Annotated in this window: 13 protein-coding genes and 1 riboswitch; of the genes, 6 read left to right on the plus strand and 7 right to left on the minus strand. The window is 55.7% G+C overall.

Going from position 1 to position 14289, the window contains the following annotated elements; translation table 11 throughout:
* The 3 genes from AQS70_RS11380 to pssA form a co-directional block, all read left to right on the plus strand.
* The coding region (locus AQS70_RS11380) for a PucR family transcriptional regulator (RefSeq protein WP_055102873.1) at window positions 1–861 on the plus strand (861 nt) is incomplete at its 5' end.
* A 120-nt stretch (window positions 862–981) separates the two neighbouring features.
* Entirely contained in the window at window positions 982–2118 is a 1137-nt protein-coding gene (locus AQS70_RS11385) for a glycerate kinase (RefSeq protein WP_055102874.1), read from the plus strand.
* Window positions 2119–2274: 156 nt separating this feature from the next.
* Entirely contained in the window at window positions 2275–3618 is a 1344-nt protein-coding gene (gene pssA, locus AQS70_RS11390) for a CDP-diacylglycerol--serine O-phosphatidyltransferase (protein WP_055102875.1), read from the plus strand.
* Between the two features lie 71 nt (window positions 3619–3689).
* On the opposite strand, the gene AQS70_RS11395 is transcribed toward pssA, so the two are convergent.
* Window positions 3690–5882, minus strand: coding sequence for a TonB-dependent receptor (locus tag AQS70_RS11395; protein WP_055102907.1), 2193 nt, complete (start codon window positions 5880–5882; stop codon window positions 3690–3692).
* 421 nt (window positions 5883–6303) lie between these two features.
* Between AQS70_RS11395 and AQS70_RS11400 the strand changes: the two genes are divergently transcribed.
* From AQS70_RS11400 to AQS70_RS11410, 3 genes are read left to right on the plus strand one after another with little or no spacing between them, the layout of a single operon-like run.
* Complete coding sequence (locus AQS70_RS11400; RefSeq protein ID WP_055102876.1) at window positions 6304–6909, plus strand: SCO family protein; 606 nt, start codon at window positions 6304–6306, stop codon at window positions 6907–6909.
* Window positions 6910–6939: 30 nt separating this feature from the next.
* Window positions 6940–7416 carry a copper chaperone PCu(A)C gene (locus AQS70_RS11405; RefSeq protein WP_055102877.1) on the plus strand — a complete coding sequence of 159 codons (477 nt, stop codon included), beginning with the start codon at window positions 6940–6942 and terminating at the stop codon, window positions 7414–7416.
* A gap of 59 nt (window positions 7417–7475) precedes the next feature.
* On the plus strand, window positions 7476–7985 hold the full coding sequence (locus AQS70_RS11410; protein ID WP_055102878.1) for a GNAT family N-acetyltransferase: 510 nt from the start codon (window positions 7476–7478) through the stop codon (window positions 7983–7985).
* A gap of 1 nt (window position 7986) precedes the next feature.
* On the opposite strand, the gene AQS70_RS11415 is transcribed toward AQS70_RS11410, so the two are convergent.
* The 6 genes from AQS70_RS11415 to AQS70_RS11440 all read right to left on the minus strand — a co-directional run bounded on the left by AQS70_RS11415 (window position 7987) and on the right by AQS70_RS11440 (window position 14120).
* The gene (locus tag AQS70_RS11415) at window positions 7987–9330 is read right to left on the minus strand and encodes an OprD family porin (RefSeq protein ID WP_055102879.1); all 1344 of its coding nucleotides are present in this window, start codon (window positions 9328–9330) and stop codon (window positions 7987–7989) included.
* Entirely contained in the window at window positions 9327–9764 is a 438-nt protein-coding gene (locus AQS70_RS11420; protein ID WP_055102880.1) for a pseudoazurin, read from the minus strand. Before AQS70_RS11420 ends, AQS70_RS11415 begins: the two co-directional genes overlap by 4 nt.
* Before the next feature lie 21 nt (window positions 9765–9785).
* Complete coding sequence (locus AQS70_RS11425) at window positions 9786–10562, minus strand: ABC transporter ATP-binding protein (RefSeq protein WP_055102881.1); 777 nt, start codon at window positions 10560–10562, stop codon at window positions 9786–9788.
* Window positions 10559–11575 (minus strand): FecCD family ABC transporter permease, encoded by a 1017-nt coding sequence (locus AQS70_RS11430; protein ID WP_055102882.1) that lies wholly within the window; start codon window positions 11573–11575, stop codon window positions 10559–10561. Before AQS70_RS11430 ends, AQS70_RS11425 begins: the two co-directional genes overlap by 4 nt.
* Window positions 11572–12585, minus strand: coding sequence for an ABC transporter substrate-binding protein (locus AQS70_RS11435; RefSeq protein ID WP_055102883.1), 1014 nt, complete (start codon window positions 12583–12585; stop codon window positions 11572–11574). Before AQS70_RS11435 ends, AQS70_RS11430 begins: the two co-directional genes overlap by 4 nt.
* 145 nt (window positions 12586–12730) lie before the next feature.
* A riboswitch (cobalamin riboswitch) is annotated at window positions 12731–12924 on the minus strand.
* Window positions 12925–12956: 32 nt separating this feature from the next.
* Window positions 12957–14120 (minus strand): acetyltransferase domain-containing protein, encoded by a 1164-nt coding sequence (locus tag AQS70_RS11440; protein WP_055102884.1) that lies wholly within the window; start codon window positions 14118–14120, stop codon window positions 12957–12959.
* Window positions 14121–14289 lie beyond the last annotated feature (169 nt).

Raw genomic sequence — 14289 nt, forward strand, 5'->3', positions numbered from 1 at the left:
CTGCTGCTTGATCAACGGCGAATGGGCGTGTGGGGCGTTACCGGCGAACCCGAGCAGTTGCGCACGTATGCTGAGCTGGTACGCATGACGGCTGAAATGCTGGTGGGCCAGCGTCACCTTCAGGCAGAGCAACAATGGCGACGTCAGCGTTGTGACGACTTGGTCGCGCTGTTGCTCAGTGACGCCGGCGATTCCCCGCGGCTGATAGATGAAGCCCAGCAACTGGGCTTGAAGCCACATTTGTCGCGGATTCCTTACCTGTTCGAACTGGACACGGGGCAAAGCGCCGATGCCTTGAGTACTTGGTTGCAGTCACGTTACCCGGACAGCTGGTGTGTGACCCCGGCCACGGGTTCGTTGCTTTGGTGTCGTCCTTCAACCACTGCGCTGGATGACTTACGCCTGCTTGAACGTCTTGATGGGCAGGGCTTGCGCGCCTTGCGCGTCGCAATAGGCGGCCAGGCCGATGGGCTCAAAGGCTTGCGCCGCTGTTATCGGCGGGTTGGCGATCTATTGGCCTATGGCCGAGATGTGTTGCCGCAGATGCGTTTATTAACCCTCAACCGTTATCGCCTGCCGGTGATGCTGTGGCGCCATCGTAACGATGACGCCCTTGAGGAACTCTTAGGGCCGCTGCACAAAGTGGTTGCCAAAGACAGCAACGGTCAATTGATAACGACGCTTCGCAGTTGGTGCGAACACGATGGGCAGAGCCAGCCCTGTGCTGATGCGCTGGGCATCCATCGCAATAGCCTGCGCTACCGGATGGAGCGTATCGCCGAGTTAAGTGGTGTTGACCCGTTAAGCCTCAACGGCATGCTTGCGCTGTATTTAGGGGTGCAGTTGTTGCCACAGCATTAGTCAGCGTTGCACCTAATTGTAAAAATGAACAACAAACCCTGTGATTGCTTGTGCACCAGACTGGCGTGTTTGCAGCCGATTACTGGCAGCATGGAAGGCATAAGAACTGGAGATTCGCCCATGAAAATCGTGATTGCCCCCGACTCGTTCAAAGACAGCCTGAGTGCTGAAAAAGTCGCCGAAGCTATTGCTGCCGGTTTGAGCGATGTACTGCCAGATGCGCAGATCATCACCTGCCCCATGGCGGATGGCGGAGAAGGGACGGTGGATGCGATTGTTGCTGCGGGTAACGGCCAATTACGCCGCAATCGGGTGCAAGGGCCGCTAGGCGTCTCAGTCGAGGCCAACTGGGGATGGCTGCCAGACACTCGCACCGCCATCATTGAAATGGCCGAAGCCAGTGGCCTGCAATTGGTCGCTCGTAACGAGCGCGATGCGTGTATCAGCAGCACCTTCGGCACCGGCGAGTTGATCAAAGCCGCGCTGGATGAAGGCGCCCAGCGAATTATTTTGGCCATCGGCGGTAGTGCTACTAACGATGCTGGTGCTGGTGCCTTGCAAGCGCTTGGCCTGGAACTGTTTGATGAGCAGGGGCAACCTCTGGCACAGGGGGGCCTGGCGCTGGCCAAACTGGCCCGTATCGAACTTGCCGGGCTTGATCCACGGTTGACCGACGTGCGTTTTGAGATTGCCGCCGATGTGAATAACCCGCTGTGTGGCGAACATGGCGCCTCAGCCATTTTCGGCCCACAAAAAGGCGCGTCTGAAGAGCAAGTCCGTTTGTTGGATCACGCCTTAGGGCATTTTGCTGATCACTGTGCCCAAGTGCTGCCGAAAGATGTGCGCGATGAGCCCGGTTCGGGAGCGGCTGGCGGCCTTGGTTTTGCGGCTAAGGCGTTTTTTGGGGCGCAATTTCGAGCGGGCGTAGAGGTCGTCGCAGAACTGGTCGGCTTATCTGAAGCGGTGAAGGGCGCAGATTTAGTCGTGACTGGAGAAGGCCGTTTTGATGCGCAAACCCTGCGCGGCAAAACACCTTTTGGTGTAGCCCGTATCGCGCAGGCGCAAGGCGTGCCGGTGGTGGTGCTAGCGGGTACGTTAGGTGATGGCTATCAAGCACTTTATGAGCACGGCATTCAAGCCGCTTTCGCCATAGTCAGTGGCCCAATGGGCCTTGAAGACGCCTGTGGCCAAGCTGCGCAACTGTTGACCGATCGGGCGCGAGATATCGCTCGCTTGCTCAGTTTAAAAGTGGCGTGATTGAAGGCCGAAAGCTCAATGTCTCTTTTACACGCTTGATTGCTTGCGATTTTTTGCTCGGTTCAAGATCGCAAGCAAGCTCGGGCCTACAGTGAATGTACTCGTCCAAATCGTGTAAGCTTTGCGGTCCTTTGCATTCGACCCCTAGCGTGCCCTATGCCATCGCTCTTCAAACGCTCCTTGCTGCCGAAACTGCGCAGTTTTCCTTTGTCTGCCGATGCGTTCAGCATTTTGCCCAGCGCCGCCGAGTTTCGTCGCAGTTTGCTGGAGCACATTGCAGGCGCTCGCCAACGCATCACATTGGTTGCCTTATACCTGCAACAGGATGAGGCCGGACAAGAAATTCTCGATGCCCTACATGCTGCTAAAGCGGCACGCCCTGAACTACAAATAGCGGTAGTGGTTGACTGGTTGCGGGCTCAGCGCGGGCTGATTGGGGCAGGTAAACAGCCGGGTAATTCGGCCTGGTATCAAGCCCAAACCGCTGCGCACGAGAGCGAAGTCCCCATTTATGGCGTACCTGTGCAAACCCGTGAGTTGTTCGGGGTGCTGCACCTCAAAGGCTTTATTGTTGACGATTGTGTGATCTACAGCGGCGCCAGCCTGAACAACGTCTATCTGCACAAGTTGGACAAGTACCGCTTTGACCGCTATCACGTGCTGCACAACAAAGCATTGGCCGACTCGATGCATCAGTTTGTTCAGCAGGACCTGATCGCAACCAAAGCAGTTCACCGCCTTGATCTGCCTTCATTACCGACAACCCGAAGCCTGCGCAGCGCCATCGGTAACTTTCGTAGCCACTTGAAAAAAGCCAGTTACGACATCAGCCAAGGCACCGAGGGGTACTTTGGCTTGTCGGTCAGCCCGCTGTTGGGCGTCGGTAAAAACAACCCGCTCAATCGAGTAATTGGTGAGTTGATAGCCAGTAGCCAACAACAACTGACTATTTGTACGCCGTATTTCAACCTGCCACTGCCGGTCACCCGCGAGATTAACCGTGCGCTGGAGCGAGGGGTGAAGATTGATATCGTGGTGGGCGACAAGACCGCCAATGACTTCTACATCCCGCCGAGCGAGCCGTTTAAGGTGATTTCGGCGTTACCGTACTTGTATGAGTTAAGTTTGCGTCGCTTTGCCAAGAGCCATCAGCGGATGATCGACAGCGGCTTACTCAACTTACATCTGTGGCGCGAGGGCGGTAACAGCTTCCACCTTAAAGGTGTGTGGGTTGATGATCGTTACACCTTACTGACCGGTAACAACCTCAACCCAAGAGCCTTCCGTCTAGACCTTGAAAATGGTCTGCTGATCGACGATCCACGGCGCGAGTTGCTGGAGCCTCGGCGCAAGGAGTTAGAAGCGATTTTTGCCCATACCCAGCGCATTGAGCACTTCAAAGATCTCGAAACCCTGCCCGACTACCCTCCGGCAGTCGCCAAGTTTTTGCGCCGGGTTAGTCGAGTTCGAATTGAGCGGTTGCTGTACAGGATTCTTTGAATCCAGCGGCACCTTGTTAGCAGCAAGCGGCAAGCTTAAATCTTGACCGCTTGCCGTTCGCCTCCAGTGGCCTAAAAATCGACTGTGGCTGAGACCTTCAACGCGCGCGGCTCGCCTTGGCTCAAGTAGCCGCCATTGGCCGACGCCCAATAACGGGTGTTGGCGACGTTCTCCAGATTAGCCCGCAGTGTTACCGCACGTTGTTCAACCTCGAAGCTGTAACGCGCCCCTAGGTCGAAGCGGTTCCAAGCCGGGATGCTCAAGTTGTTGGCTTCATCGACATACTGGCCGCCGGTACGCAGCATCCGCCCATTCAACGCCACACCTTCAAGCCCCGGTACATCCCAGTCCACACCAAGGTTGTATTGGAAGGTAGGGACGCCAATCGCCCGGTTCCCATTGTTGGCGCCGTTTTTGGTGCCACTGAGTTCGGTGTCCATCAGGGTTGCACCCGCCAGCACCCTTAAGCCGTCTAGCGGTTCGCCATAAATGTTCAACTCAACGCCACGATTACGCTGAGTGCCTTGGCGCACGTAAGTGTTCTGTGCGTCGACATAACCGTCGTTGGGTTGCTCGATGCGATACACGCCCAAGCTAGCGCCAAACGTGTCTTTGTCGTATTTGATCCCGGCTTCCAGTTGCTTGGAGCGTGCAGGTGCAAACGCTTGCCCGCCGTTTGTAACCACAGCGCCGCCCGCAGTTGCTGGAGCTGTCGGGCCTTGGGCCAGACCTTCAATGCGGTTGGCATACAACGACACGTGTTCCCATGGCTTGAGCACGATGCCATAGACCGGCGTCGTGATCGTTTCGTTGTACGTGGCCGTGCGGTCGCCGGCGTAACTCCAACCGTCCACTTTCAAGTTTTGCCGACGCAAACCGTAAGTGAATAAGATGCGGTCATCCATAAAGCCCAAAGTGTCGGAAATCGCGATGCTGCGGTTAATGGTCTTACCCACAATGCCTGGGTCATTAATATCGCCGCCCACGTACGGATAGACAGTCGGCTTAGCCACATCAATCGGGTGATAGAGGTTGTTGGCGAAGCTGCCACTCAACTGATACGCCGAACGTTGTTCGGCCCATATCCCCGTCACGCCAAGGTTGATCTGATGGCTCACCGGGCCGGTTTGCAGCTTGCCGCGCAGGCCAGCCATGGCGCTTCGGTTGTCTTCATCGTGAGCGACGAACATGTTCGAGGCGGTGGTTGCACCGGCAGGGCTACGCAGGGTAGGGGTTGAATAGTCGCCCACTTCACGGGTGTGCTTGGCCCCGGCAGCGGCATACAGTGTCCACTGATCGTTGAGGTCATACTCACCGCGGGCCATGCCGTAGGTGTCTTCCAGTTCGGTGAACGTCCACTTTTGGCTGTAGTTGGTATCGGCGTCCGGCGCGTGGGGGATACCTGTCGAGGTTACAGGCACGTAAACCACATTGCGATTGCCGTTGATACGTTGCTTTTGATAACCAAAATCAGTGGACAGCCGCAAGCGGTCGCCCTGGTAATCCAGCCCTAGAGCGAACAACTTGGTGCGCTGGTTTTCATCGTCGATGGCGGTATCACCCTCGCGCTGGGCTATATTCATGCGCACGCCGAACTCATTGTTTTCGCCAAAACGCTGGCCCAAGTCCAGGTGTTCACCGATGCGACCGCTGCTGGAAATATCAGTGCTAAACCGTCGGGTCGGGGTGTCTTGTGCGCGCTTGGGCTGCAAGTTAATCCCACCGCCCACACCTGAACCGGTTGGGGTCACGCCGTTGATAAACGCATTGGGGCCTTTGAACACTTCAACGCGCTCAAGGCTGTCTGTACTGATTACCTGACGCGGCAGGACGCCATACAAACCGTTGTACGAAATATCGTCGCTGTTCAGCGGCAAGCCACGGATGACAAAAATCTGCGATGCGTTGCCGTAGCCAAAGGATTGGCGCACCGAGGAGTCGTTAAGCAGTACATCACCGATGCTTTCCGCTTGCTGATCTTCGATGAGTTGGGAGGTGTAGCTTGCCATGGTGAACGGCACATCCATGATGTCCTGATTGCCCAGCACGCCCAGCTCCCCACCGCGTGCGACTTGACCGCCGCTAAACAGCGGAGGTTGCGCGTTTTTGGGTAATTCTTTGGCTGAAATGGCCGTGCTATCTAGGGTCAGTACAGACGCGGAGGTCTGATCGGCGGCAGCGACACTGCACAGCGATGTTCCCACCAGGCCAAGTACGGTGGCAGCTAGGGATGTCAATCGAAACGGAGCGAGAGTGGAGGGCATCAGAATTCCGCGTAAAGAGTGGGAAATATCAGCATCCATGCGAAATTGAAGGCAAATGATATAGATTCTCTCTTGTGGTAAAAAGAAAAATATCGGCCGCTTTTACGGATTTTTCCTTAGTGCTGCTGGGCTGCTTCTGATTGCTGGGGTTAAGTGGCAGCCCTGAGTCGATTTGCCGCACCAAACCTACGTCCCGCGAGTTTGCTGGGGTAGAGCGCTAGTGCGCACCACAACAGGGCGTGCCCGCCGTGCGAGGCAGGCGCGAGAGTGGTAAATTCAGCGTCCATGAAACGCGTTAATCCCACAGCAATCGTGCGTAGCCGGTAATGGCAGATTCATTAGTCGAGCAGCGCATACCTGTGCTTATTGCGCAGGGCAAAGGTTTGGCTTTAAACAGCCGAGCCGCTTAAAGGAACCTGACATGAATGCATTACTGACTCGCCGCCATGTCGTTGCCGGTCTTGGCTTGCTCAGTCTCGGCCTGCTTGCCGGTTGTGATCCGGGCAGCGGTTTGTCTTACAAATACGGTAAAGACCTGAGCAATGAGATTCTGGGGCGCAAGTTCAAGCTTCGGGATGTTGATGGTAACGAAATGATGCTCGGCAGCTTTCGCGGAATGATGCCGATGATCTTCTTCGGTTTTACTCAATGCCCAGCGGTGTGCCCAACTGCTTTAGCCCGTGCTGCACAAATCAAAAAGATGATGGGACCGGACGGTGACCGCCTCCAAGTGGTGTTTATCACCTTAGACCCGGAGCGCGACAAGCCGGCGATGCTAGATGCGTACGTCAAAGCCTTCGACCCAACCTTTATGGCGCTGTCCGGCACCCTCGAAGAAACCGCGGCCACGGCCAAAGAGTTCAAGGTGTTTTACGAGAAGATCCCAACCGGATCGTCATACACCTTGTCGCACACGGCCACAAGCTTCGTGTTCGACACCCGCGGTGTATTGCGCTTAGGTTTATCGCCTTCATTGTCAGCTAAACAGTGCACTGAAGACCTGCTGACGGTGATGTCAGTCTGCTGATCTCTATTCCTTATAAAAAGAGCCTGCCTCATGAAAACCATAAATCGCGTAATGTTGCTGTCATTACTGGGCCTTAGCCTTAACGTCTCTGCGCAGACAGTGGTTGACGACGCTTGGGTTCGCGCCACGGTTGCGGGTCAGTCTTCGACCGGCGCTTTTATGCACATCACCTCCAGCACCGACAGCAAACTGGTTGACGTTAAATCCCCGGTGGCCAAGACCGTAGAGATTCATGAGTCGACCATGAAAAACGATGTCATGAGCATGCAGGCTGTGCCTTTTGTGGCATTGCCAGCGGGTAAGACCGTCAACATCGAACCCGAAGGCTTCCACGTGATGCTGATGGACCTAGTGGGGCAAGTTAAAGACGGTGATCAAGTGCCGTTAACGCTGGTGATTGAAGACGCCCAAGGCGCCAAACAGTCAATTGAGGTCAAAGCCCAAGCGCGTGCGTTAAATAGCATGCCAATGAATATGCACAAGCATGACCACGGTGCAGCACACTGATTTACTCCCCGTTGAGCGAGCGTGGCTTGCGCAGCACGTTCGCTCCAGAGCCTTATTGAATGTCCTCATCTCTTTCGCTGGCACCGGTCACCAAAAGCGACATCCCTGAGGTGTTGGATTTTGTCTTGCGAGCCCGTGCCGAACTATTCCCCAAGCTGAGCCTCACGGGGTTGCCTAATGATCTGGCTCATTTTGAGCAGGTGTACCTTGAGGGCGCAGGGCGATTTCTAAGGGTGCGCGACGCGGGACGAATAGTGGCTGCCATCGGCTACCTGCCGTACGACCATCGTTTCAAGCAGCTCAATTACCACGGCCTTAAAGTCGTAGAAGTGGTGCGCCTGTTTGTACTGCCCGAATATCGACGTTCCGGCTTGGCTGGCCGTTTGTACCAAGCTTTGAGGGCATTGGCGGCGCAAGAAGGGGTCGAGGTGATGTACCTGCATACACACCCGTTTCTGCCAGGCGCGATTGATTTTTGGCAGCGACAAGGCTTTAACGTGGTGGATGTTGAGGCTGATCCACTCTGGCAAACGACCCATATGCAATATCGTTTGCCAGTACCCGAATGATCTAAAACCTGCCGGTTAACGGGTATTCGATGGCTACGCGGACCTGATCGGTATCCAGCTCTGCCTGGGCAGTATTACCGCGATGCACGTTGTAGCGCAGCGACAGCGTCGTGCCCTTGGCTGTACCGCTTTGCACCACATACCGCGCTTCCAGATCTCGTTCCCAGTGTTTACCGTCTTTGCCATAACCTAGATAGGCATAACCGCCTTTAGGGTCGACATGGGTGCCGTTTATATCGCTACCGCGCACGTAAGCAGCGCTGAGCATCAGCCCCGGCAAGCGCCACACCGACATGTCCAAGTCGTACCGCAGTTGCCATGACTGTTCATTGGGTGCGTTGAAATCAGACAGTTGCACGGCGTTGGTGATGAAAATAGCACCCCGAGTTACGTAATCGAACGGCGTATCGCCGTGTACCTTTTGATAACCCAGGCTAAAACTTTGTGGGCCTTGAGTGTAGGTACTCATCAGGCTCCAAGTAGTGTTGTCGATGGTGCCCGACAAGGCTTTGCCTTCATCAGTGGTGCGGTACAGGTTGAAGTTGAACGCCAGCGAGCTATTTTCATCAATCGGTTGATTGAACAGAGCACCTAGGTACTGTTGGTTCCACGTGTCTTCATAGCGAGAGGTATACAGACTGGTGCTCAGCTGTTTGCTTGGGGTATAGACCACTCCGGCAAGATCGAAAGCATCACCCTTGAGGCCATTGGAGTAATTGACCACAAACTCCTGATTATGGCTGCTTGCATTGCGGTCAGTGCTGCCGGTGAAGTGGCCACCGACCATTTTCAAACTGTCGAACTCATTGCTGGTGACGAACACCCCGGTGGCAGTTTCTGGCAATAAGCGGCTATCGGACGAACTAAAGACCGGCGTTTTGACCCGTTGCTCACCGTAAGAAAGTACGGTGTTGGACATCCGCAGTTTGATCGCCGCACCGCCCCGGCCGTAATTGTCTTTAGGGTAGCCTTCATTATCCAAGCCTAACAAACGGGCCTTGCCTGCACGACCGCCGCCGCTGTCCAACTTGACCCCTAAGTAGGCGTGCGCATCTATCCCGACGCCGATGAGACCTTGGGTAAAACCAGACTGCAACGTGCCCATCAAACCGTAGGCCCATTCCTCGGCATAATCGTTGCGCTCGGACCTTGCCTTGTAGGCATTACGCGCGCCGCTATTTTTGCCCCCGTGCTGGTAGTCACGACGGTCGTAAACAGAGCGGTTGAGTAAGCCCCAGGTGCTGTCTTCGATAAAGCCATTGGCCTGAGATTGTGCAGAGTCGGCCATGGCAAACGGGCTGCTAAGCGCTAGTAAAATGGCTGATCGACTCGCAAGGGCAGTCATTGCGCCGCCTGCTTGGTGAGCGCAGCATTCATCCGGTCCAACGCCCGCTTAGGCAGTGTGGAGGGCAGCTCTGGCGTTTGGGCTGGGGGTTCGCCGACTTGAATCAGCATCACCATGCCCATGGCCAGATGGGGAATGCATTGAATGCCGTACAACCCTGGAACAGTGAATGTCTGCTCGGTGACCTCGTTAATCTTGCCTTTAAAAGCCTCTGCACCCTCAGGCAGTAAGGCGGGCAGGGTGGCCGCGTTATGACTGCTTTGAGTCGGGACAAACCTAACGGTATCACCAGGGGCAATCTGCAAATAATCCGGTTCGTAAACCATGCCGGCGGTTGCGCTGCGCGTCAGCATTTTTACTTCATGGGTTTGAGCCAGCACCGAGGAGCTGAGCAGAGCACAGGCCAACAAAACACTGAGAGATGAAATACGCATGTGTGGGTATCCATAAAGGCTTTAAGAGCAACGAAATCGCAGGATTTGCGCTCCGTCAAAAGGGTCAATTAAATAATGCGCCTGCACCCCAAAGGTGGTGCGTAAGCGCTGCGGCGTCAAAACTTCATGCGGCTTGCCCAGCGCTACCAAGCGCCCGCGCTCAAGGACTGCGAGTCGATCACAACTCAAGGCTTGATTCAGGTCATGCAGGGCGATCAAGGTCGTGATCGGAAGCGCTTGTACGGTTTTCAAAATGCCCAACTGGTGCTGAATATCGAGGTGATTAGTAGGCTCATCCAGTAGTAGGACTTGCGGGCGCTGAGCCAACGCTCGGGCAATGTGTACGCGTTGACGTTCACCGCCTGAAAGGCTGCGCCAAGTGCGCTGGCGCAGGTGTGTGGCATCTACGTCGTTGAGTGCTTGCGCAACGATCCTATCGTCAGCGCTCGACCACGGGGCCAAGGCCGATAGCCAAGGCGTACGGCCCAGCGCTACGGCTTCAAGCACGCGGATGGCATCGTAGGTGTCGGCCTGCTGTTCAACCACCGCCAATTGTTGCGCGATTTTGCGTTGAGCCAGATTTTTGAGCGCTTGCCCTTCGAGCAAAACCTCCCCATGACTGGGCACACGCACATTGGCCAACAACTTGAGCAACGTCGACTTGCCTGAACCATTAGGTCCGACAATCCCTAGGGTTTCGCCGCGCTGAACCGCCAAGTTAATACCGTGCAGTAACTGCGCGTCGCGAACCCCATAGCTCAAGTCCGAGCAAGACAATACTGGGAGTGTGGCGTTCATCGGGCATTCCTGCGGCTGATCAGAATCACAGCGAACACCGGCGCGCCGACCAAAGCGGTGACTACGCCGACAGGGATGACTTGGCCTTTGATCAACGTGCGAGACAAGATGTCTGCGCCGATAAGAAACAACGCACCACCCAACGCACTGGCAGGTAGGAGTCGGGCATGGCCGGTGCCTAATAACAGACGTACAGCATGCGGAATCACTAAGCCGACAAAGCCGATAGAGCCGACAATCGACACCATCACCGCGGTCACCAGTGCTGCGCAACTTATTAACAAGAACTGTACGCGGCGCACAGCAATGCCTAAGGAGGCTGCCGAGTCGGCGCCGAAGGTAAACGCATCCAGTGCGCGCCGGTGCCACAGGCACACGCCTAAACCCAGCAGCGCAATCGGTACGGCTAACCCTACCGAGGGCCAGCGCACGCCGCTCAAGTTACCCAGCAACCAGAACATGATGCCGCGTGCCTGTTCGGAGCTGGCGGACTTGGTAATCAGAAACGCAGTAATAGCGTTGAACATCTGCGACCCGGCAATCCCAGCCAGAATAATGTGCCCTGCGCCGCTGTCTGACCCGCTAACACGTGCCAGCAGAATGACCAATGCAAAGGCGGCAACCGCCCCGACGAAGGCGCCGGCCGAGAGCGAAATCGCTCCCGCCCCCAACCCCAGCAAAGCGATCAAAACCGCACCGGTCGAGGCGCCAGCAGAGATCCCCAGCAGGTAGGGATCTGCCAGCGGATTGCGCAATAAGGACTGCAAAATCACCCCGCATGTGGCCAGCCCAGCACCACAAGCCGCTGCCACCAGTGCACGGGTCAGTCGGTAGTTCCAGACAATGCCTTCGTCAATCGGGTCAAGCACGTAGGCGGCGCCCCACAGCTTGTTAGCCAGCACTTGGACTACGACACTCGGCTCAATTGGCGTTTCACCAATGGTTACCCCGGCCAGCACCGCCAACAGCAACGTCACAATGGCCAGCAGAAGGGGTATTAGCCGTGTTCTCATTTCGACGGTTCATAGCGATTGATGGCCTTGGCCAGCGTTTCAAAACCATCGAACAGCGTCAGGCTGGCCTGCATTTGCGTGGCATCGAGGACAATAATGCGGTTATTTTTGACCGCGTCCATATTGCGGGTCACAGGGTCGGTGCGAAGAAACTCGAGTTTTTTATCAACGTCATCCGCTGGAAAGCGCCGCCGATCCATGCGCGCGATGACCAGAAAGGTCGGGTTGGCCTTGGCCAGGGTCTCCCAGCCTACTGTTGGCCACTCCTCGTCGGACTCGACCACGTTGCGCACGCCTAAGGTGTTGAGCATAAAATCCGGAATGCCTTTGCGGCCCGCCACGTACGGATCAATGTCCATGTCCGCACTGGAAAACCAGAACAAGGCACTGGTGTGGGTAAGGTCTGTGTCTTTGAGCGAGGCAATAGAGGCGTGTAGCTTGGCCTTCAGTTGTGCATTGAGCTGTTGACCTCGGTCTTGCACATCAAAGATTTCAGCTAATTGGCTGATGCTCTTGTAGAGGCTATCAATACGGAAGGGTTGCAGGCGTGTACCGTCCGCGCCCACCAGGTTGTCCTTACCCTCACAGTCAGAAGGCATCAGATAGGTCGGGATGTTCAACTCATGAAACTGCTCGCGCGTCCCCACCACACCCTGCGGACCCACCATCCATTCAAGCTGCACAGCTACCAACTGCGGGCGCTTGCCAATCACCGCCTCAAAACTTGGGTCGTTGTCAGCCAGCCGTTCAACTTTGGCATTTTGGGCTTTATAGACCCCAGGCACCTCGTTGAACCACAGCGCAGTCCCCACCAGCTTGTCGCCCAAGCCCAAGGCATAAAACATTTCGGTACCGGCTTGGCCAATGGTGACTGCGCGCGTGGGGGCCTGCTGAAACGTCAGGGCACTGCCGCAGTTTTCGAGGGTCAGCGGGTAGTGAGTCGCAGCGGCCTGAACCTGAAAAGACAAACCTAGAATAGTCGCGATGGCTATAAAGCGGTGCAGCTGCATGATGCAATCTCCATTTGAATCGTACACAGAGGCAAAGGTGTACTGGCTGGAAACACATCAGCAGGCAGTCTCGTGGTGACAGCTCAAGGCGTGTGACCACAATGACGTGCGCAGCAAGGATGTCCTTCCCGGACACCCCGCCGGTTGGTTGTTTGTATCGCCGGCAGGTCTCCTGACTGGTGCGTCAGCGCTTAGTTCCAGCCTTCCCGGGAGGTTCCCAGTGGCAATCAGGAGCAAGCTCAGCACCTACAGTTGCGGGGGCAGTTCCGGTTGATGCTGTTGTGGCATCTCGGATTCCCTTTTAATCCCATGGTGGGGACCGGCGCAGCATGTTAGACCAACAGGCCGCCTAATTGCGAAAAATGTCCGTATCAGAAGTATTTGAGCCACGAAATATCTCGACGACGCGCTTTGAGTGCTGCAAACCAACGCACCGGCAGGTAAAGCGCAGTTGCCAGCAAAATAGCTGTCAACCACACGGCACCGATACCCTCAAAGCCAAAGTATGTCCCTTGATTGAGCCCAAACAGGCCTACGCACACCAAGTACAGCACCTTGAGCACGTACAAATGCAGCAAGTAAAAGAACATGGGCGCAGCTCCGAACACCGCAAACGTGCGAATCCAACGTTGTTGCCCGGCGCGTTCAAAAGCCAGTAACAACAAGAGGCCCAGGCCTAAGGTCAGGGTCAAAAACAGCAATGAAGGCGGATATTTGGTGATGTTGAAAAAGCTCATCAGCGTTTGGGTGACAGTGCTGTAGCCACTCCACTGCGCCTCGCCGTAACCGTTGAGCAAACGTAAGGCTACAAAACCGATCAAGGCGCCGGTGCCAGCCAGTAACAGATTACGCTGCCGTGCGGCGGCCGAGGTCGAGCGAGCAAACCAAGGGCCGAGGCAGTAACCCAGAGCGATCACCCCGATCCACGGCAACACAGGATAAGACGTGCGCAAGCGCAAGCTGTCAGAGAACTCGATCCAGCCGCGATCATGCAAAATCGCCCACGGCACATGCATCCCAGAGCCGACCGCAAAGTGCACACTGTCGAGCAGGTTGTGCCCGGCAATAATGACAATTGCGAGCAGAAAAAGAGCAGGGCGCGGCAACCAAACCAACCCAGCAAGCGCAATCATGCTGACGCCGATGGCCCAAATGACCTGCATGTAGATCACCGTGGGCGGGAACTGGAAGGTCCACGCGAAGTTCACCAGCGTGAACTCCAGCACGACCAAAAATAGCCCGCGCTTGAACAGAAAGGCTGAAACGTCGCGTGTGCCTTGATACTTCTCCCCGTACAGATACGCCGACAAACCTGTCAGCAAGACAAAAACCGGGGCGCATAAGTGGGCAAGGGTTCGACTAAAAAACAGCGAGGGTTCGGTGACATCAATGTTCATAGGGTCGGCCACTTGGCGATGCAAAAAGAATGTTTCGCGCACGTGGTCGAGCAACATAAAGATGATCACCAAGCCTCTAAGGGCGTCGATAGACAGCAGGCGTTGACTTAAAGGAGGAGAGGGTAGTGCGTTTGGCATTGGGGTTCACAGACAAGAGGGATTCATAAGGTGCGTTACCTTATAACATTGTGCGCGATCTTGTCATCCCCGAAACTTCCAGACGCTGGGCAACGAATGTTGCTTTTCGGAGTATTCCTACCTTTCACTGAACCGCGTCACCTTGGCCCACGCAGTCGCCGCATTCGGC

This window comes from Pseudomonas endophytica, assembly GCF_001411475.1.
Taxonomy (GTDB): domain Bacteria; phylum Pseudomonadota; class Gammaproteobacteria; order Pseudomonadales; family Pseudomonadaceae; genus Aquipseudomonas; species Aquipseudomonas endophytica.